At 60.8% G+C, this 19,888-nt stretch carries 22 protein-coding genes; 7 read left to right on the plus strand and 15 right to left on the minus strand.

Going from position 1 to position 19,888, the window contains the following annotated elements:
* The first annotated feature begins 553 nt into the window (after positions 1–553).
* Both BM413_RS30695 and BM413_RS30700 read left to right on the plus strand, forming a co-directional pair.
* Positions 554–1,708, plus strand: coding sequence for a PA0069 family radical SAM protein (locus tag BM413_RS30695; RefSeq protein WP_091918640.1), 1,155 nt, complete (start codon positions 554–556; stop codon positions 1,706–1,708).
* 256 nt (positions 1,709–1,964) lie between these two features.
* A complete protein-coding gene (locus BM413_RS30700) occupies positions 1,965–2,663 on the plus strand; it encodes a ribonuclease HII (protein ID WP_091918641.1) in 699 nt (232 codons plus the stop codon).
* Positions 2,664–2,755: 92 nt separating this feature from the next.
* On the opposite strand, the gene BM413_RS30705 is transcribed toward BM413_RS30700, so the two are convergent.
* From BM413_RS30705 to BM413_RS30735, 7 genes are all read right to left on the minus strand, one after another.
* Complete coding sequence (locus tag BM413_RS30705; RefSeq protein WP_091918642.1) at positions 2,756–3,235, minus strand: F0F1 ATP synthase subunit B; 480 nt, start codon at positions 3,233–3,235, stop codon at positions 2,756–2,758.
* Positions 3,236–3,244: 9 nt separating this feature from the next.
* On the minus strand, positions 3,245–3,826 hold the full coding sequence (locus tag BM413_RS30710) for a F0F1 ATP synthase subunit B (RefSeq protein WP_091918643.1): 582 nt from the start codon (positions 3,824–3,826) through the stop codon (positions 3,245–3,247).
* Positions 3,827–3,892: 66 nt separating this feature from the next.
* A complete protein-coding gene (locus BM413_RS30715) occupies positions 3,893–4,117 on the minus strand; it encodes a F0F1 ATP synthase subunit C (RefSeq protein WP_091918644.1) in 225 nt (74 codons plus the stop codon).
* Positions 4,118–4,191: 74 nt separating this feature from the next.
* Positions 4,192–4,941, minus strand: a complete 750-nt coding sequence (locus BM413_RS30720; RefSeq protein WP_091918645.1) for a F0F1 ATP synthase subunit A — start codon at positions 4,939–4,941, stop codon at positions 4,192–4,194.
* Positions 4,942–4,977: 36 nt separating this feature from the next.
* A complete protein-coding gene (locus BM413_RS30725; RefSeq protein ID WP_091918675.1) occupies positions 4,978–5,388 on the minus strand; it encodes an AtpZ/AtpI family protein in 411 nt (136 codons plus the stop codon).
* A 254-nt stretch (positions 5,389–5,642) separates the two neighbouring features.
* Complete coding sequence (locus BM413_RS30730) at positions 5,643–6,803, minus strand: cell wall hydrolase (protein ID WP_091918646.1); 1,161 nt, start codon at positions 6,801–6,803, stop codon at positions 5,643–5,645.
* A gap of 131 nt (positions 6,804–6,934) precedes the next feature.
* Positions 6,935–8,227 (minus strand): MFS transporter, encoded by a 1,293-nt coding sequence (locus BM413_RS30735; RefSeq protein WP_091918647.1) that lies wholly within the window; start codon positions 8,225–8,227, stop codon positions 6,935–6,937.
* 110 nt (positions 8,228–8,337) lie between these two features.
* Here BM413_RS30735 and BM413_RS30740 point away from each other — a divergent pair, with 110 nt between their 5' ends.
* Positions 8,338–9,267 (plus strand): LysR substrate-binding domain-containing protein, encoded by a 930-nt coding sequence (locus tag BM413_RS30740; RefSeq protein ID WP_091918648.1) that lies wholly within the window; start codon positions 8,338–8,340, stop codon positions 9,265–9,267.
* Between the two features lie 24 nt (positions 9,268–9,291).
* Here BM413_RS30740 and der read toward each other — a convergent pair whose 3' ends face one another.
* Positions 9,292–10,722, minus strand: coding sequence for a ribosome biogenesis GTPase Der (gene der, locus BM413_RS30745; RefSeq protein WP_091918649.1), 1,431 nt, complete (start codon positions 10,720–10,722; stop codon positions 9,292–9,294).
* Between the two features lie 9 nt (positions 10,723–10,731).
* Positions 10,732–11,397, minus strand: coding sequence for a tetratricopeptide repeat protein (locus BM413_RS30750; protein WP_091918650.1), 666 nt, complete (start codon positions 11,395–11,397; stop codon positions 10,732–10,734).
* Positions 11,398–11,616: 219 nt separating this feature from the next.
* Between BM413_RS30750 and BM413_RS30755 the strand changes: the two genes are divergently transcribed.
* Positions 11,617–12,630 (plus strand): polysaccharide deacetylase family protein, encoded by a 1,014-nt coding sequence (locus tag BM413_RS30755; protein WP_091918651.1) that lies wholly within the window; start codon positions 11,617–11,619, stop codon positions 12,628–12,630.
* Between the two features lie 29 nt (positions 12,631–12,659).
* On the opposite strand, the gene sbmA is transcribed toward BM413_RS30755, so the two are convergent.
* Positions 12,660–13,916, minus strand: a complete 1,257-nt coding sequence (gene sbmA, locus BM413_RS30760; protein WP_091918652.1) for a peptide antibiotic transporter SbmA — start codon at positions 13,914–13,916, stop codon at positions 12,660–12,662.
* Positions 13,917–14,038: 122 nt separating this feature from the next.
* Positions 14,039–15,205 carry a YbfB/YjiJ family MFS transporter gene (locus BM413_RS30765; protein ID WP_244538124.1) on the minus strand — a complete coding sequence of 389 codons (1,167 nt, stop codon included), beginning with the start codon at positions 15,203–15,205 and terminating at the stop codon, positions 14,039–14,041.
* A 131-nt stretch (positions 15,206–15,336) separates the two neighbouring features.
* Here BM413_RS30765 and BM413_RS30770 point away from each other — a divergent pair, with 131 nt between their 5' ends.
* The gene (locus BM413_RS30770; RefSeq protein ID WP_091918653.1) at positions 15,337–15,744 is read left to right on the plus strand and encodes an MAPEG family protein; all 408 of its coding nucleotides are present in this window, start codon (positions 15,337–15,339) and stop codon (positions 15,742–15,744) included.
* On the opposite strand, the gene BM413_RS30775 is transcribed toward BM413_RS30770, so the two are convergent.
* Positions 15,741–15,944: a hypothetical protein gene (locus BM413_RS30775; protein ID WP_091918654.1), complete on the minus strand. Its 204-nt coding sequence runs from the start codon at positions 15,942–15,944 to the stop codon at positions 15,741–15,743. The genes BM413_RS30770 and BM413_RS30775 overlap by 4 nt on opposite strands.
* Positions 15,945–16,040: 96 nt before the next feature.
* Here BM413_RS30775 and BM413_RS30780 point away from each other — a divergent pair, with 96 nt between their 5' ends.
* Positions 16,041–16,994 carry a LysR substrate-binding domain-containing protein gene (locus BM413_RS30780; RefSeq protein WP_091918655.1) on the plus strand — a complete coding sequence of 318 codons (954 nt, stop codon included), beginning with the start codon at positions 16,041–16,043 and terminating at the stop codon, positions 16,992–16,994.
* Between the two features lie 33 nt (positions 16,995–17,027).
* The gene (locus BM413_RS30785) at positions 17,028–18,281 is read left to right on the plus strand and encodes an aminopeptidase (RefSeq protein ID WP_091918656.1); all 1,254 of its coding nucleotides are present in this window, start codon (positions 17,028–17,030) and stop codon (positions 18,279–18,281) included.
* Between the two features lie 70 nt (positions 18,282–18,351).
* Here BM413_RS30785 and BM413_RS30790 read toward each other — a convergent pair whose 3' ends face one another.
* From BM413_RS30790 to BM413_RS30800, 3 genes are all read right to left on the minus strand, one after another.
* A complete protein-coding gene (locus BM413_RS30790; RefSeq protein ID WP_091918657.1) occupies positions 18,352–18,705 on the minus strand; it encodes an ArsC family reductase in 354 nt (117 codons plus the stop codon).
* 30 nt (positions 18,706–18,735) lie between these two features.
* Positions 18,736–19,317, minus strand: coding sequence for a 2'-5' RNA ligase family protein (locus BM413_RS30795; RefSeq protein ID WP_175544506.1), 582 nt, complete (start codon positions 19,315–19,317; stop codon positions 18,736–18,738).
* 122 nt (positions 19,318–19,439) lie between these two features.
* Complete coding sequence (locus BM413_RS30800) at positions 19,440–19,853, minus strand: GFA family protein (RefSeq protein WP_091918659.1); 414 nt, start codon at positions 19,851–19,853, stop codon at positions 19,440–19,442.
* Positions 19,854–19,888: the final 35 nt, after the last annotated feature.

Raw genomic sequence — 19,888 nt, forward strand, 5'->3', positions numbered from 1 at the left:
AAGGGTAGATCGCGCAGGATGCGGAGAACCCGCGGCGTCTTGTCCATGGAATGTACATGGAGCGGGCGTTGTGACCGGCCAACTTCGGGACAGACGCCGAGACGGGCGGTCGAGAGATCGCAGAAAATACAAAAGATGAGCGAGATTTCGGCCGCCCGTCTTTCCCGGCTCTTTGACAATGGCCAGACTGCGATGCAGGGCGTGGCGATGAACAGGTGCGTCCTTCGAGGCTCGCTACGCTCGCACCTCAGGATGAGGGAGGGCGTGCCGGCAGAAATCCTTTTCATGAAGGGTAGGTGCGTTTCAATATGAGGGAGAATTGCGCCAACCTCCCTCATCCTGAGGTGCGAGCGAAGCGAGGCTCGAAGGACGCACCGGAATGCACCGGGGACAGGGCGCGGCGATGATGAAGTGCGCCTTTCCTTCTCCCACAAGGGGAGAAGGAAAGTGTTCCGTTCATAAAGTTCTTGCTTTGTTCTCATTTTCAAAATAGGAATAGTTTCATGAAAGGCGCGATTCGCGCCCCCGTAAAACCCGGTTGGAGAACGGCGGAATGGAACCGATTGCACGCGCAGATGTTGCGGCTTTCAGGAACGGAGGTTCCGCGATGGCCAATGCGATGATCGAGGAAAGCGGCATCCGAATTCACGACGAGCGCCGTCGTGGCCGGGCTGCCGGCATCAATCCGACCGGCCGGTTCGAGCCGGTGACGCGTCATGTCTTCGACGATGGCTGGAACAGTTTTGAGGAACTGCCTCCGTTCAAGACGGAGGTGCAGACCGAAAAGCCGCGCACCATCATCACCCGCAACACCTCGCCCGACATTTCCTTCGACCGTTCGATCAATCCCTATCGCGGCTGCGAACATGGCTGCGTCTATTGCTTCGCCCGGCCGACCCACAGCTATATGGGCATGTCGCCGGGGCTCGATTTCGAATCCAAGCTGTTCGCCAAGCCGGATGCCGCAAAGCTGCTGGACAAGGAGCTTTCCAAGGAAGGCTATCAGGCACGCACCATCGCCATCGGCACCAACACCGACCCCTACCAGCCGATCGAAAAGCAGTGGCGCATCATGCGCGAAATCCTGGAAGTTCTGGAGGCGCGCAGCCACCCGGTCGGCATCGTCACCAAGTCGGCGCTGGTCACGCGCGACATCGACATCCTGTCGCGGATAGCCGAGCGCGGACTGGCCAAGGTGGCATTGTCGGTGACAACGCTGGACCGGATGCTTGCCCGCACCATGGAGCCGCGCGCGTCCACACCGACCAAGCGCCTCGAAGCCATTCGCCAGTTGAGCGATGCCGGCATTCCGGTCGGCGTGATGGCAGCCCCCATCATTCCGGGCCTCAACGACCAGGAGATCGAGCGAATCCTCGACTCGGCCCGCGCCGCCGGCGCGCGCGAGGCGGGCTATGTCATCCTGCGCCTGCCACTGGAAGTCAGCCCGATCTTCAAGGACTGGCTGCTGCGCCACTATCCCGACCGCTACCGGCACGTCATGTCGCTGATACGCTCGATGCGCGACGGCAAGGATTACGATGCCGAATGGGGCAAGCGCATGAAGGGTACCGGCCCCTATGCCTGGCAGATCGGCCGCCGTTTCGAAATCACCGCGCGCAAGCTCGGTCTCAATGTCGAAAGGAAGCAGCTGCGCACCGACCTGTTCGTCGGCGTCGAGAAGAAGAATGAACAGCTGATGCTGCTTTAGCCTTTGGTTTGTTGAGATTCGGGTCAGGCCGAGTCGAAAGTGATGGTTTTTGAGAACCGGAGCGGAGCGTACATTTGGGTACGTGAGCACCGGAAGCGCAGAAAGCCATCACTTGCAGACCGGCATCACCCGAATATCGATAAACCGAAAATCCCGTCCGGCTTTTCCCCGACTGCCGACGGTGCCTTCCCTGCCCCCGCCCCTCGGCTCGGAAGGACTTGCGGAGAATCGGGGCCGATGCGACCATCGCCGCACCATGGCTCGCGCACGCTCCGATTCTCCGCCCCTCTTCGAAATCCTCGAACGACCCGATTTTTCGGTCGAGACGCGCGCGATCGCGCGCGGCCAGTGGCCGGTCGCAGGAATGGACGAGGCCGGCCGTGGCCCGCTCGCCGGGCCGGTGGTCGCGGCGGCCGTCGTGCTCGATCCGAAGCGCATTCCCGCAGGGCTCGACGATTCCAAGCGGCTCACCGGCATCCAGCGCGAGGAGCTTTTTTCAGAAATCCTTGCAACCGCACTCGGCGTCTCGATGGCCTCGGTCTGTGCGGAAGGCATCGATCGCAGCGATATCCGCAAGGCCAGCCTGGCAGCCATGCGGCGTTCCTTGTGCGGCCTGCCGCTGGCGCCAAAACTGGCGCTTGCCGACGGCCGCGACGTGCCGCCCGGCCTGCCCTGCGATTGCGAAGCGCTGGTGAAGGGCGATCAGCGCTCGCAGTCGATCGCTGCCGCGTCCATCGTCGCCAAAGTCATGCGCGACCGCATGATGACCGGCTGCGGCCAGACCGACACGCGCTACGGCTTCGAAATCCATATGGGCTATGCGACCGCGCGTCACCGCGCGGCAATCGACGTCCATGGCGCGGTCGCGCGCTGGCACCGCGTCTCCTTCGCGCCGTTCCGGCTCGCTGACGAGTTGCAGGCGGGTGCTGCCAACGACGACGAATTCGCGCTCTAATTGGCCCTTACACCGCACAAGAAAAAAGCCGCCGGAATTTCCAGCGGCTTTCTTGATCTTTGAATTTTCCGGCCGAAGCCGGAAGCCAAAACTCAGTTGAGCTTCGACTTCACTTCCTGCAGCGACGCCTTGAAGATGTCGCCGTCGGCCTTGGTATCGACCTTGCCGGCGAGCAATGCCCGCGCTGCCTCGACCGCCAGATCGACGGCGCTCGAACGCACCTCGTTGACGGCGTCGCGCTCGGCCTGGCCGATCTTCTGCTCGGCAAGAGCGGTGCGGCGGGTAACGTAGTCCTCGGTCTTCTTCTGCGCCTCGGCGACCAGAAGTTCGGCCTCGCGCTTGGCGGCTTCGACGATCTCAGCTGCTTCCTTCTCGGCTTCCTTCCGCTTGCGCTGGAATTCGGCGAGAAGCTGCTGGGATTCCTCGCGCAGCCGGCGGGCTTCTTCGAGTTCGTCACTGATGCGCTTGGCGCGCTCATCCAGCGACTTGCCGATGACGCCCGGCACCTTCAGGTAGAAGACGACGGCGAGGAAGATAACGAGGGCTACTGTTGCCCAGAATGTTGCGTCCATGGCCCTCTCCTACTCCCGAACCGCTTTCACGGCGGCAGCGACGGCAGCCTTGTCGGCCTTGCCGCCGATCAGTTCCTGGACGATGGCAGCAGCCGTGTCCTCGGCGATCGTGCCGACTTCCTTCATCGCTGAAGACTTGATCGAGGCAATGTGAGCTTCTGCCTCGCCGAGCTTCTGCTCGAGTGCGGCTTCAACCTTCTTGCGTTCGACGTCGGCGTCAGCCTTGGCACTGTCGCGCGCCTGCTGGCCGATGGTATTCGCCTTGGCCTTGGCTTCGGCAAGTTCCTGCTCGTAGGCAGCAACTGCCGCATCCGCCTCGCTCTTCATCAACGCAGCCTGATCCAGATCCTGCGCGATACGATCGCGACGGACTTCCAGGATGCCGCCGATGCGTGGCAGGACAACCTTTTTCAGGAACAGGTAGAACAGGCCGAACGTGATGGCCAGCCACAGAATCTGCGACGCAAAGGTCGAAGAATCGAATGGCGGAAACGACGGCTTGCCGCCAGCTTCATGGCCCGCACCAGTTTCGGTGTGGGTTTCACCTTCAGCGGGGGCAGCTTCCTGCGCGTATCCCGGTGTCACAAACATCTGCTTCCCCTGTCCAGACAAACCGGCCGCACTGCGCGGCCGGCAGTATCATCGCTTTCGCAACTCTTATGTGAAGAGGAGCAGAAGAGCGACGAGGAGCGAGAAGATGCCCAGAGCTTCGGTCACGGCGAAGCCGAAAATCAGGCGGCCGAACTGACCGTCGGCAGCCGACGGATTGCGCAGGGCGCCCGCCAGGTAGTTGCCGAAAATCGTGCCGAGGCCGATGCCTGCGCCACCCATGCCGAGGCAGGCGATGCCCGCGCCGATTGCCTTTGCTGCGTCTACTTCCATGTCCAACTCCTTGTGGATCGAAATTCAGTCAATGCTTTCGTTAGGCGGAAGGAACCCCGCCGGCGACAGTTTTCCTAGTGGCTCGGGTGCAGAGCGTCGTTGAGGTACATGCAGGTCAGCACCGCAAAGACATAGGCCTGCAGGAAGGCCACGAGAAATTCGAGGGCGGTGATCGCAACCGTCATGGCGAGCGGCAGGATCGAACCGGCAACGCCAACCGCACCAAGCGTGCTCAGCGAGGCGACGAAACCGGCGAAAACCTTAAGCGTGATGTGTCCGGCCAGCATGTTGGCAAACAGACGAACCGAAAGGCTGATCGGCCGCGACAGGAACGAGATAACTTCGATGAGCACAACCAACGGCACGAGAATGCCCGGCACGCCCTGCGGAACGAAGAGTTTGAAGAAGCCGAAACCGTGCTTCATGATGCCGTAGACGACGACGGTTCCGATCACCAGCAGCGCCAGCATGAAGGTGACGATGATGTGGCTGGTGATGGTGAAGAAATACGGGAAAAGCCCGAGCAGGTTCGCGACGAGCACGAACATGAACAGCGAAAACACCATTGGGAAGAACTTCATCCCGTGCGTTCCCGCCGCATCGCGCAGCATGGATGCCACGAATTCGTAGGACATTTCCGAGATCGACTGAAGCCGGCCGGGGATCAGGCCGCGGCTCGAGGTCGTCAGGAACAGGAAAAGGCCGGCGGCTGCGACGGTCGCAACCATGAAGGCGGACGAATTGGTGAAGGAGAAATCGAGACCGCCGATTTCGATCGGAATCCATTTCGTGATGTGAAACTGATGGATCGGATCGTTGGCCACCTGGACCCCCTCGGCAAGAAGCGCCCGCAGGCGCGATTACGTATTATCTGGACCCTCGGGGCCTTTCTTCGGCACCCTTGGACCCGCATCTGCAACGACGCCTGCGGAACGCAGGACATTGAGAACCCCGGCGCCAAATCCCAGGAGCAGGAAAATGATCAAACCCCATGGCGAAGTCCCCGCCATTCGGTCGATCACCCAGCCGAGCCCGACACCAACCGCTATCCCCGCGATAAACTCGCTGGACAGCTTCAAGGCCTGACCATAGCCGGCAACACCGCTCGACTTAGCACCCTCTCGACTGGCGCTTCCATCCGGCCTTCTTGTCGCAAGAGATGCTTCAAGCTGACGCCGGCGGCGCTCCAGGTCGTCGTCGCGGAATTCAGGTTTGTCTTGATCTCCAGGCCCGGTTTTTCCGGTTTCGTCTGGCCTTTTCTTGTTGGCCACCGCAACCTCCTGCCTGGATAGAACAGCACCGTCCATCCGCTTCAAAGTCGCCGGCAACATAGTTAGCGAGGCCATCCCCGTCAAGCCACGGAGTGGGTGGTCAAACCATGTATTTTATGAAGTAAAATCAATCATTTAAAAAAGTGCGACAACCTGCCCGGCATATATCACGCGTCGCTGCGCGCGAATCCGCAGGGAATCCTCCCCGCGGGCTATGCGGCTCCCACCGCCGACAGGAGGCTGGCTTGCGACAATCAGCTCCAGCCACCGCCATAGGTGCGGTAGAAAATATGCAGACCGATTTTCTTCATCTTCTCCATCGTCCGTGCCCAGCGCGGGCTAACATATTCGGCGTAATAGTGCGTGGAGGAGGCAACCTCGGGAATGAAGATCTTGCCGGCCGTGACCGCCATGGCGATATCTTCGGCGATCTTGTAGTGCTCGCGGCTGGTCACGACCTTCTTCCTGCCGTCGCAGGCAAAGGAGAACTGGCAGCGGTTGAGCCAGTTGTCGTTCTGGTAGACGACACCGCAGATGGTGCTGGGATAGGCAGGGTTGCGGACACGGTTCAGGATGACCTGGGCGACAGCCGCCTGCCCTTTCAGGCTTTCGCCGCGTGCCTCGAAATAGATAGCCGTGGCCAGGCACTTCTGCTCGGGCTTGGAGAATACGCTCGCCGGCAGGGGCTTGCTCATCCAATTGTGGTCGCCCTCGGATACCGGCGGAATGAAGCGACCGTCATTCGGCGTCTCATCCTTGAGCAGGCTCTCGAAAGGCGAGGATTTGGCGTAGTCGGGCTCGGCTGGGGCATAGGCCGTGGCCAGAATGTCCGGCGTGTCGTTGTTGACGAGATCGGCGAGCATCGCGGGAACGCCCGGCGCCGGCTTCTTGTCTTCCTTGACGTAGAAGGCAGTCGCGATCTGGATTTCCTTGCCCTTGATCGTCGACTTCACGAAGGCCTGCTTCAGGCCGGCATCGAATTCAGGGAGAATAAGGGAACTGGTGCGATCCAGCACCGAGCCGGCATTGAACGCCTTGGGCGGGGCGACCGGCGTGACATTGACGATGCGCCCTTTCTTCTCGCTGCGATTGATGCGTTCTTCGTCCGGCACGTCGTTGGCGGCAGCACCCTTGCCTTTGAAGGCCACGGAGCCGATGCCGGGAGCGTTGACGCCCGAACCGGAGATCGAACCTGTGGGCATGTTTGCGTCCGCGAAGGGCATTTCGGCCGCATGCACGGAACCCGCCACTGAAGTCTGGACGAAGGCGTTCCAGCGTGTGTCCGACGTTTCGACGCCAGACACCAGGCTGCGCATGTCCTGATAAGCCACCGTGGTCGGAAATCCGACCCAGATACCCAATCCGACAACAAGGGGAGGCAGGAACGAACGCTTTTTCAGATTGGCAACAACCATCTGCAGCGTCGGTAGACGTCGATGCACAGAAACTCTCCAGAACGCAACAGAAACCCTCTGGAGAGAAAATGATGCATTAACCTTGATGGAGGGTTAACGGCCCCGCTCCGCTTTGCCCTATCGTTGCTGAATCAGGCCTCATTGCGGCCAGCGGCGGGCGGCAGGAAAATCGGCCATGCGACCAGAGCGCACACTGCCGCGCACAGCCATACACCGGCCCACGACAAGAAGGCCAAAAGCCATGGAATGGCGATAGGCACCAGAAAGAAGGCAATGAACACAAAACTGTTGGCGAGTCCCAAGGCCGTGCCGGCGCGGCTGGCACCTGCCAGCGTTGCAAGTTCGGTATAGGCGACGCCATGCCACGATGAAATGCTGATCCCGGCGAGAACAAGAACTGCGATCGTCGCCGGCAAGGCGGCATCCTTGATATCAGGTATTTCGGCTGATGCCGCCACGAGCAGGGCAAGCCCAACAAAGGCAACTGTGCTCAGCATGCTGCAGAACCGCAGGTAAGCGCGCCGATTGCCTTTGCGGTCGGTCCAATGTCCGCTCCATACCCGCATGACCATAGCGCCAACCTGGACCGCGGCAATCGTGGCACTGGAGACAGCAGTGCCGGCACCACCGAAATCATGCAGAAAAATGACGGCAAAGGTGAGTATGGCTACCTGCGGAAAGCAGAGGATGCCGATCGCAATCGAAATTCGCCATATGGTGACGTCATGCAGGACGGCCGGCTTCGCAGAGGCGGGCTTTTCGCAGTCGGCGGGGGGCCTGTTCTCAGCTGCCTGAGGTTGGTGCAGCCATAGCCATGCGAAGAGCACGGTCATTGCGGAAAACGCGGCGAGCAACCCATAGACCGCCGCAAAACCGTAAGCCGAGGCGAGTGACGGAAGGAGGAGCGCGCCGAGCCCGCCTCCGAGCGGTATCGCCGTCTGCCTGACGCTCATGGCAAAGCCGCGCTCCCCTTCCTGAAACCAGGCCATGATGGCGCGCCCGCTCGATCCGTTGACGCTGCCGCCAAGCAAACCCGTCACAAGAAGTCCGACAGCCAGCGGGACAATACCCGGTACGAAATCCGCCGACGGAACGACTGCAAATGCCATCAGAAAGAGCCAGGCCGACATAGCGGCGAGACCCGTCAGCAGGACGCCGCGGTCACCCCAGCGGTCGGTCAGCAGACCCCACGGCAGTTCGCTCACGGCCACGCCAAGACCCATGAGACCAAGCACGAAACCAAGCTTGCTGTTGTCGAGATGATAGCCGACGCGCATGAACACCGCCGTTGTCGGAATGCCGGAAAAGGTGGCGGAGAAGCAGGCATTGGCGACCACGCCGATACCCAGCACCTTCCAGCGATGATTTGAGCGCAACTGCCCTGTCTCGACACGATGCGGCGTGACGCTGGAGACCGATACCATGGCTAAGATTCCTTTGGTTCACGACTTGACGGTCAGCTTTTATCGCCATAGCTTCATCCTTAAAATCAGGAAGTTTTTGACTATCGGTACCAAAAATCAGGACTAATACCGTGAGACAAATTACATTTGATCTCGACGTGCTGCGCAGCTTCGTGACGGGCATGGAGCTTGGAAGCTTTGCCAAGGCCTCGGATCGGCTGGGGCGCTCGACGTCGGCCGTAAGCGCTCAGCTCAAGAAGCTGGAGGAGCAGGCGGGCACGCCCATCTTCCGCAAGTCAGGGCGCGGACTGGCGCTGACGGACGCCGGCGAAACCATGCTTGGCTACGCGCGGCGCCTGCTGGAGCTGAACGACGAGGCTGCGTCCGCAATCAGCGGTGTCGAGCTTGAAGGATGGGTTCGGCTCGGGCTGCAGGAAGATTTCGGCGAAGCCGTTCTACCGGATGTGCTCGGACGCTTTGCCCGCGCGCACCCAAAGGTGAAAATCGAAGCAAGAATCGCCCGCAGCCACGAACTCGCCGAGCGGGTGACCACCGGCAGTCTCGATCTTGCCTTGGCCTGGCACAACGGAGACAGGATGCCACATAGCGAGCATGTCGCGGACGTTCCAATGCGCTGGATCGGTCCGGCGCGGCCGATGCAAGAAAGTCTGCTCAGCGAAAGAGAATTGCCGCTCGCGGCACTCGAGGCGCCGTGCCTGTTGCGGACCAAGGCGACGGAGACGCTCGATCGAGCCGGAAGACCGTGGCGAATGGCCTTTTCGAGCCCCAGCCTGAGCGGCATATGGGCCGCCGTCGCTGCCGGCCTTGGGCTGACGATCCGAACAGACATCGGCCTGCCCGCAAGCGTGGTGGCATTGATGCCGGGGGTGTCAGGGCTGCCCGCATTGCCGCACATGGCGCTTAACCTGCATCACAAGGATGCCGACCCTGACCCGGTAACGGGAAAGCTCGCTGAAATCCTGATCCAGGGCGTCATGGATGCCTTGCCGGAAAACACATTGAGTTCGTTTGCCCGCAACAAACTAAAGAACGTTGCCTGACCCTGCGATCCGGGCAGGCGATCTTCAGCCGCGCTTTTTCGCGCGCCCGGCAAAGGGATTTTCGGAAGCCCTGAGCGCCATGCGGATGGGCACGCCCGGCATGTCGAAGGATTCGCGCAGGCTGTTGACGAGATAGCGCACATAAGACTGCGGCATCGAGTCCGGTCGCGTGCAGGACAATACGAACCCCGGTGGCCGGGTTTTCGCCTGCGTGATGTATTTGATCTTGAGTCGGCGGCCGGCAACGGCGGGCGGCGGATGATGGGCGAGGATGCCCTCCAGCCAGCGATTGAGCCGGCCGGTCGAAATGCGGCTGTTCCAGACCTTGTGGGTCTTGAGAACCGCGTCCATCAGCTTGTCGAGGCCGCGGCCGGTTTCAGCCGAGATCGGCACCGCCTGAAGCCCGCGCACCTGCGGCAGAAGCCGCGTGGTTTTTTCGCGCAGCTCGGCAAGCGTTTCCTGCGGGTTCTCGATCATGTCCCATTTGTTGAAGGCGATCACCAGTGCCCTGCCCTCGCGGATGATCAGGTCGGCGATCTGGAGATCCTGCTTCTCGAAAGGAATGGTCGCATCGAACACGACGACGACGACCTCGGCAAAGCGGATGGCGCGAAGCCCGTCGGCGACGGAAAGCTTCTCGAGCTTTTCCTGCACCTTGGCCTTGCGGCGCATGCCGGCCGTGTCGAACAACCGGATCAGACGGCCGCGCCATTCCCAGTCGACCGAAATCGAATCGCGGGTGATGCCGGCTTCCGGGCCGGTCAGCAGCCGCTCTTCGTCGATGAGCGCATTGATCAGCGTCGACTTGCCGGCATTCGGCCGGCCGACGACGGCAATGCGCATCGGCTTGGTGTCGTCATATTCGTGCTCGGCGTCCGGGTCGGCAATGTCCTCGCCGACCAGCACTTCGGTGACGGCAATTTCGTCTTCGTCCTCTTCGTCCTCGCCGAACACGCGGGCATGGCCGAGGGCGTCGACCACCGCATCGCGAAGATCCGGCAGGCCCTGCCCATGCTCGGCCGAAATCGGGATAGGCTCGCCGAGCCCGACTTCCCAGGCCTCCAACATTCCGCCTTGCGCGCCGCGCGCTTCTGATTTGTTGGCGACCAGCACCACCGGCTTGCCCGCGCGGCGGACGATATCGGCGAATGCCTTGTCGTCCGGCATCAGGCCGGATTTCGAATCGACGACGAAGAAGATGAGATCGGCTTCGCTGATGGCGATCTCGGTCTGCGCCCGCATACGGCCCTGAAGCGTGGCGGGAGCGGCCGTCTCGAAGCCAGCCGTATCGATCACGTCGAAATGAAGATCATAGAGTTTTGCCGCATGCACGCGGCGGTCGCGCGTTACGCCCGGCGTATCATCGACCAGTGCCAGCTTCTTGCCGACGAGGCGGTTGAAAAGCGTAGACTTGCCGACGTTAGGCCGGCCGATGATTGCGACTTTGAATGTCATCTCTCGGCATCACGACGCAGCGCCCGAACCGCGGATCAGTTCGGACATGAGGGTGGCACGTTCGCGTGCGTTGCGCGGCGCGCCGTCGTCGGATGAAATCTGCTCGAAAAGCTTCAGTGCGTCGCCGGCCTTGCCTTCTTTCCAGGCGGAAAGGCCGAGCGCCTCGCGCGCCGCGTGACGCAGCGTGTTGGTGTCGGCAGTCAGGTCTTCAACGCGCTTGGAGACGTCTTCATAAGAGCCGTGGTCGACCAGCACCAGGCCGGCGCGCAGACGGGCCATGTCGCGGATGGGGGCAGGAATGGCAGTGTCGGCAGCAACGGCGTCGAACGCCTTCACGGCGCCGTCGAAATCGCCCTTGTCGGCAAGCACGGTGGCCGAGCGCATGCGCGCCAGCACCGGATAGGCGCCATAACCTTCCGTCTCGAGCGTCTTCAGCGCGGCCAGCGCCTCGTCAGGCTTGCCGGAATTGGCGAGCGTCAATGCCTGCGAGAATTCGTCGCCGGAACGGTTTGCCTGATTTCCGGTCCAATACTCATAAGCCACGAAAAGCGCGGTGCCGAGAACGACCAGAACCGCAAGCACGATCATTGCGGGGCCAAAACGCTCCCACAGATCCCTTGCCCGCTGCTGGCGGATCTCCTCATTAACCTCGCGGAAGAAACTGTCGTCCGACATTCAATCTAACCATGTTTGCCCGCTTGGGGCTGTTGTGAGCCAGCGTTTTAGCGATATTTCGCCGGCATGGAAGGGGCGCGAAGCCAAAAATCAAAGAAACCGGCTTGTAACGAAGGCCGAAACCCGTCGCGTCGGGACTTCGGCTACCGCTTTGCTCGCATCCGTGCCATATTCACGGCATAGCCCTCTAAGCTGATCCCATCATTTTAGAATTGTATCATGTCTGTAGCCTTCCGCGTTTGTTTGCTTGCCAGCGTCTCCCTTTCCCTCGCAATGCCCGCCTCGGCAAAGCCTGTGGATGCACAAGCTTCGGTGAAGCCGCAATATGTCATCATCTCCTTCGACGGCGCGCACGAACTGGCGCAGTGGCAGCGCAGCCGCAACCTTGCGGCCCGCACCGGCGCGCGCTTCACCTATTTCCTGTCCTGCGTTTTCTTGCTGACTCGCGAGGACCGCAGCCAATACCTTGCTCCCGGCAAATCGGCGGGGCGCTCCAATGTCGGCTTCGCGCAATCCAAGGACGAAGTGCGCGCCCGGCTCGGCCAGATCTGGCTGGCACGCTCGGAAGGCCATGACATTGCCAGCCACGCCTGCGGCCATTTCGACGGCAAGGACTGGACCAAGGCGGACTGGCTGAAGGAATTTTCCGCCTTCTCGACGATTCTGCGCGACGCCTACACTATCAACGGCATCGCGGGCGAGCCGGAAGGCTGGCGGCAGTTTGCCGAAACCGGAATCAAGGGCTTCCGCGCGCCCTATCTTTCGACCAGCAAGAACCTTTACGCAGCCCTTGGCGAGGCCAATTTCTCATACGACGCCAGCGGTGTCTCCCGCGGCCCGGCCGAGCCGGCCACGGTGAACGGCATTGCCCGCTTCGCCCTGCCGCAAATTCCGGAGGGGCCGAACAAGCGCCGCGTCATCGCTATGGACTACAATATGTTCGTGCGCCATTCCGGCGGCTTCGAGCGCGAGGACAAGGACGCCGCCTTCGAAAACCGCGCCTACGATGCCTTCAAGACTGCGTTCGACGGCGAATACAAAGGCGGCCGCATTCCGCTGGAAATGGGTTTTCACTTTACCCTGATGAATGGCGGCGCCTACTGGCGCGCGCTGGAGCGCTTTGCCGGCGAAGTCTGCGTGAAAGCCGACGTAAAATGCGTCAGCTATGCGCAGTATCTTGCCGAAGTCGGGCAGAAGCCCGACCCGCAGCAGACATCTGCGCCCGGCGGCTGAGCCCGAAATCAGCCACCTTCCCCGAAAGCTTATTCGACAGTCTGAGCCTGCTGTTCCAGATAGTGCCGGTCGAGTTCCGGCAGCGGTGCATCCTCAAGTGTGGCTTCGAACGCGCGCAGACGTTTCTGGATGGAGATGAGCTCGACGATCGTCGGCCATGCATTGACCAGATATTGAAATGACGAGCTGACCTGGCTGAAGGCCGTTGAAACCTGCTGCCATAGGCCCATTGTGATCGCGCCGGCCGCGATGGTGGGGATAAGGATCACGCTGGCAAAGATGGCATCTGCCTGGATATAGCCAGAGCGTACTACGTTGAAGTAGGCGTAGTGAAAATAGAGCGTGAAATAGTTGCGCCTGACATGGGAAAAGAGTTCGGCAACCGTCGGCGGCTGCGCCCGCGCAGCGTCATCCTCGCCATAGACAAGTTCCTTTCGATAGGCGGCCTCCACTCGCTGGTTCTTGAATTCCAGCCCCGGCAGTTTGACGCCGGCAATCATCAGCAGCACCGTGCCAAAGATCGACCAGGTAACCGCGGCCACGACCAGCGAATAGGGAATTTCGCCGACAAGCGGCAAGACTTTCACATGGGTCGAAAGCTGTGCAAGCAGCGGGAGGAACGCAATCAGCGTCATCACGGAATCAATCAGGGAAACACCCAGACCCTCCATGGTGGTGGAGAACCGCATCGTATCTTCCTGCACGCGCTGAGATGCACCTTCGATGTGCCGCAGCTTTTGCCAGTAGCTCATGTAGTAGTCGTTCATCGCCGTGCGCCAGCGGAAGATGTAGTGGCTGACAAAGAAGCGCGTGATCACGAACAGGCCCATCCCGGTTGCCCCGATCCAGGCGTAAATCGCAAACTTCGAATAGAGTTCGCCGGTGGAAACCGAATTGGGCGTCGTTATCGCTTTCTGAAAAAGATCGTAGAAAGGTCCGCGCCAGTTGTTGAGAGCGACATAGATCTGGACATTGAGATAGGTCGAAAACAGGATGAGCGACGACCCCAGGATCGACCAATTTTGCCAAGGGTGCGGAGAATAGACGCGCCAGAAAGCGTAAAAGGCTCCAACGAGAAAGCCGAAATATATGTAGAACCAGAGGAATGGCTTGGTCCACAAAACCGGAATGCCAAGAACCGGCGGAGCCTCCGCAGCAGCCGGCGGCAAACCGAAGACAGCGCCAAGCTGCTCACCGCCGAAGAACCAGAACAGAATTCCGGCCAAACACCAAATAGCCGCCGAAGTGAAAAACAGCTTCGGCTTCGGGAAAAACGATACGAACACTTGGGCGGGTTCCTTTCGGAGCGCGAAATGGTGGGGCTGCACTTCAAGGGCATGAAGTCACAGTTCGGCGCCAAAGAAAAGAAAGCCCTTTCTTCAGCGCCGCTTGCCGAGAAAGCCGACAATCATGGCGATTTTGGCGTTGGCCCAGCTGACCATGCGATGGCGCCGCAAAGCAGCAGCGCAAGTGCCGCACCGATTGAAGGCACGGTGAAGCTGCCCGACCATTCGGCCGCGAAACCGGCAAAGATCGGCCCGATTATCTGGCCGACGCCGAAGGCCGCAGTCATAAGGGCGAGCACGCGGCGCGGCGCCTCGGGCGCGAGCAACCTGCCTGCCTGAAGTCCGATCGCCGTGATTGCGATGAATGTGCCGCCGAGCAGAAACCCTGCGAGCAGAGGCCCGAAATAGCCGCCGATGCTGACGCTGGCCAAGACGCCGACAGCCTCGACGACGCAGCCGACTGCAAAGGCAACGGTGAGACCGCGCCGCACCGAGACCTTGCTCCAGAGCCAGATCGAAGGGATCGCGGCCAGGCCGGTGACCAGCCAGACGACGGCCTCGAAGATGCGGCCGGCATCGCTTTGCCGCACGATGGCGACGAGGAAGGTTGCCGTCACGACATAGCCGAAGCCGAATATGCCGTAGGCGACGATGATTTTCGCCAGCGGCAGGCTGTTGGGCAATTTCGGCTCACGGCGAGCTGTGCCGGTGACCAATGGCCCCTCATCGATGAGAAACCAGACGGCCAGAAAGCCCAGAGCCGACAGAACGGCCGAGCCCAACCAGCCATCAGGCCAGGCGGCATGCGCCCCGATAAGCACGGCCATCATCGCCGACGAAACCGCGATGCCAGTGCCGACGCCGCCAAAATGCATCGCCTGAAGATCGTTGCGCCCTGCCAGGGCAAGATGGCTGAAGACGATGGTGGAGACGAACACCAGGACGAAGGCGCTGGCGATGCCTGCGAGAAATCGGATGGCCAGAAACATCGCAAGACTGTCGGTCAGCCCCATGGCTGCTGCGAGGACAGCGGTCGCACCAAGCCCGACCAGCATCACGCTTCGCTCGCGCTCATGCGCCCAGCCGCCGGCAGCCCCGACTGCGCCAATCAGATAGCCGACATAGTTAGCCGAGGCGATAAGCCCGGCATCGGCCGCCGACAGACCGAGTTCATCCATCATGCCGGGCAGGATCGGCGTGTAGACGAAACGGCCAAAACCCATGGCCACAGCCATGGCAATCATGCCGCCGAAGGCGAAGCGAAGCGGACGTAGCGACTCTGGTCTCATTGCGCCGGACCATATTCCCGTGCGCCTGCGGCGCAATCCCAATCCGATGGGCCAGAGCCGACGTGGCAGGCGTTTACCTTTGGAGCCACGGCCATTACAGATTTTGCGCAATCTTGCGGAGGGGGACGTTCGTGAATCAGGCAGCTATCGCCACAGTCGGCATCTACGCAGCGCTGAATGCCTTCATTCTTCTGTGGCTGGTCCTTGCGACAAGTTCGCTTCGCAATCGTTACAAGGTCTGGATCGGCGATGGCGGCGTGGAACATATCGCCCGGATCATGCGTGGGCATGCCAACGCCGTCGAAAACATGCCGATAATGTTGATCCTGCTGCTGATAGCGGCGCTTATCGGCACGCCCGTCTATGTGCTGCACCTGCTGGGAGCGGCCTTCACGATCGGCAGGGCGATCCATGCGTGGCATTTTATTGTCGAGCGCGGTCAGCAGTGGCAGCGCTTCATCGGCTTCACGCTCAGCGCACTGGCGTTGCTCGTGACTGCGCTCGGCGTGCTAACCCACGCAATCTGGACGCTGTTCTAACCGCAGGTGCCGCAGGCAACGCTCCGGCTGCGAAGCGGCTGATAGCCGCGATTGAACGGCAGGTCGCCGAGCTCGCGTTCCGACATGATTTCAAGTGCCGGATGGGCCAGCGGATCGCGCACCCAGACGGCGACGTCGTCATAGGCCGACTGGCTGGAAGCAGGGTCGAAAAGCGCCTGAACGAATGAGAGAAACTTCATCTCCATTTTCCTTACCTTGCATTTTCTGCCCCGAATTTATGCTAATGTAGCAGGTCAGCAATCGACATTTCCACGCCGCTGCTTTAGAAAAACTAAATCATGAATCTCAGCGGCGTCCATCTCAACGGGCTGCGCGCGGTCGAGGCCGTCGCGCGATGCGGATCGCTTATCAAGGCGGCCGAGGAGCTTGGCGTTTCGCCAAGTGCTGTCAGCCAGCAGATAAACCGCACGGAAAAGCAGCTCGGCCGAACGCTGTTCGAGCGCAGGCCGTCGGGCCTCGTCCCGACCGAGTTCGGCGCCATCTTCACAGCGCGCCTTAGCAGCGGTTTTCGCGAACTGGCGCAGGCCGTGGCTTTGGCCGACGATCGCACGTCGAACACGCTGATCGTCTCGATGGCGCCGGCAATCGCCGCGCGCTGGCTGGTGCCGCGTCTCAGCCGTTTCTTCTCGCGATTTCCGGAAATCCTCATCCGCATCGATGCCTCGACCCAGATCGCCGACCTCAACCGCTCGGATATCGATCTGGGTATCCGGCTGGGCAAGGGCCGTTGGCCGGGCGCGCGGGCCGAACTGCTGCTGCCGATGGAGATATTTCCGGTCTGCTCGCCGCACGTCGCCCGCAAGCTGAAATCCATTCCCGATCTTGCCAAGGTCTGGGAGATTCGCGACGAGAACTCCATGATCTCATGGCAAGACTGGTTCAACGCCGCCGGCGTCGAACCAGTCATGCCCATCCAGGGAGCCAGTTTCACCGATCCGATCCTGTGCCTGGAGGCGGTGATCGCCGGCCAGGGCATCATGCTTGCATGGCAGTTTCTTGCAGCGGACGCGCTAGCCGACGGCCGATTGGTCGCGCCCTTCGGTATCGCTGCACCGAGCGGGCTCGGCCACTATATCGTCACCGGCGAAGACAAGCGGGCAAGCCGCAAGGTCGATTGCTTTCGCAAATGGGTGCACGAAGAAGTGAGCGCGACGCTGGCAAATATGCAGTCGCCGCAGGTCCAGAAGCTCCCCGGCAGAGGTGTTCAGCCATCGCTTTCGGAGCTATGAATCCCGCCGGACAGTCAAAGGAGCAGTTCTACCATGACCTCGCATATCAGCGCGATTGACGCTGCCATCGATCCCGTCAAACTCGACCGCCTGGCGGAAGTGGCCATCAAGATCGGCCTGCAATTGCAGCCCGGGCAGGACCTCGTGATGACGGCTCCGACCTCGGCGCTTGGTTTCGTGCGGCGTATCGTCGAACACGCCTACAAGGCGGGCGCCGGCATCGTCACGCCGATCTTTTCCGACGACGAGCTGACGCTGGCCCGCTACCGCCACGCGCCCGACGCCAGTTTCGACAAGGCCGATGGCTGGCTCTATGACGGCATGGCCAAGGCTTTCGCCGGCGGCGCTGCACGGCTTGCGGTGCGCGGCGACAACCCGATGCTGCTTGCCTCGCAGAACCCGGCAAAGGTTTCGCGCGCCAACAAGGCCACCTCTATGGCTTACCGGCCGGCGCTGGAAAAGATCACCGGCTTCGACATCAACTGGAACATCGTCGCCTACCCGAACACCGCCTGGGCAAAACTGGTATTCCCCAACGATCAGGAAGATGTTGCCGTCGCCAAGCTTGCCGACGCGATCTTCTCGGCCTCGCGGGTGAATTCGGACGATCCGGTGAGCGCCTGGAAGGACCACAATGCAGCGCTTGCCCGCCGCACCGCCTGGCTGAATGGCAAAGCCTTCCATGCGCTGCATTACACAGGCCCCGGCACCGATCTCACCATCGGTCTTGCCGACGGCCACAAATGGAACGGCGGCGCCGAGACCGCGAAGAACGGCATCACCTGCAACCCGAACATCCCAACCGAGGAAGTTTTCACCACGCCGCATGCGCGACGGGTCGAGGGGCACGTCAGCAGCACCAAGCCGCTCTCCTATCAGGGCACGCTGATCGACAATATTTCAGTGCGATTCGAGGAAGGCCGCATTGTCGAAGCGAACGCCTCGAAGGGCTCGGACGTGCTCGGCAAGGTTCTCGATACGGACGAAGGTGCGCGCCGCCTCGGTGAAGTGGCGCTGGTGCCGCATTCCTCGCCGATCTCGCAGAGTGGGCTCCTGTTCTACAATACGCTGTTCGACGAGAATGCCGCCAGCCACATCGCGCTCGGCCAGTGCTATTCCACCTGCTTCAACGACAGCAACCTGTCGCCGCAGGAAGTCGCCGCGCGCGGCGGCAATTCGAGCCTGATCCACATCGACTGGATGATCGGGTCTGGCAAGATCGACATCGACGGCGTCAACAAGGACGGCAGCACCGAACCGGTCATGCGCGCCGGCGAGTGGGCCTGAGCATTTTAGCCGAATTGCGCCGCGCGCTCACGAGGTGCGCGGCGCAATGCCTTGCCCGGCATCGGGCCGGCTATTTTGTGGAGAACATTTCCGCGTAACGTTCCGGCTTGAAACCGACGAGCAATTTCCCGCTGACATCGAGCACAGGGCGTTTGACCATAGAAGGCTGTGCCAGCATCAGCGCCATTGCTTTCTCGGTATCAAGGTCCTGCTTGTCGCCCTCGGCAAGCGCCCGGAACGTGGTGCCGGCGCGGTTCAACAGCACCTCCCAGCCGAGTTCCTTGCACCAACCCGCCAGTTGCGCGCGGTCAAGCCCCTCGGTCTTGTAGTCATGGAACCGGTACTCGATACCATGGCCTTCCAGCCATGTGCGGGCCTTCTTCATCGTGTCGCAGTTCTTGATGCCGTAGATGGTGACGGTCAATTCCAGCCTCTCCTATTGCGCCAAGACGTTTTACCCGCGCAAAGGCCATCTGCCGAGTGTTTCATATTTGGTCTGGCCCAGTTTGCTGTGGATGAGGATGAACTCATCGACCTCGAAACTGACGGGCTCGATCGGACACATCGGAACGGAAATTGGTGCATAGAACAGCGTCATATGCGGGGTGAACTCGAACCCCGCCTTCAGGCCGTTCTTTCGCATCGCAACAGCAAGGCGCTGGTGAAGCTCGAATGTTGCAGCGTTTCCGTCGCCACAGAGCACAAAAGGATACTTACCCGGGCGGCGGCCGGTGAAGGACATCGCTCGATCCAGAGAAACTGTGAAAGGCTTGCCCGACACGGCCTCTGCGGCCCGGCAAGCAGCCCAGATATACTTGCTCTTCAGCCGGGGAAAATCGCCGACATGTTGCAGCGAAACGTGCAGATGATCAAGTGGACGCAATTGCGCGCTGATACCATACAAGCTCTTGATATAATTTCCGATTTTCTCGACTAGCGCCTTCGCCATCCCGCCCAGGAAGACGGTGAAGAATACGCGATCCGGATGCCTTCGCAGCGGGATATTTTCCTCCATGAAATCAAATCGCTTCTGCATGGCATACCTCCCTGGAATGCCCTCATCCTTCTGGGTTGACATCTAGAACAAAACAAGAACATTCGCAACAAAAATGATTCGGGAATGTGCTCAGAACCCACGCCCGCCAGATCAGACTGCATTCACCTTGGAGGCATCCTGTCGAATCTTGGCAGAGCTGGATCGAGGTGGTCCCACGCATGACCGCCGGCAGCCCAGAAAACCATTTGCGGTTTGTATCGGCCTGGATCGTCGAGGCTGGCAGCGCTGACGATGAAAAGATCAGGCATGTCTGGAAAGGTTATGTAGACGGGTGAACCGCAGGTGGGGCAGAAGGCGCGCGCTTTGACGGTTCCGCCATCGCCCACCATGTTCCAATGGGTCGCTTCGCCCTCCACCTTAACGGGCGCGCCGTTGAAGGTCAGGTGGGATTGGTGCCCGGTGCCACTGTCATGCTGACACTGGCGACACTGGCAGTCGTTCATCATGATTGGTTCGGCAGAAATCTCATATCGGATCGCGCCGCAGGCGCATCCGCCGGTGTAAGGCTTGCTCACGTCTTTTCTCCTGCTGTGAAGTGGTTGCGGGCCGA

Origin of the sequence: Mesorhizobium sp. YR577, assembly GCF_900116595.1 — a bacterium.
Lineage (GTDB): Bacteria > Pseudomonadota > Alphaproteobacteria > Rhizobiales > Rhizobiaceae > Mesorhizobium_M.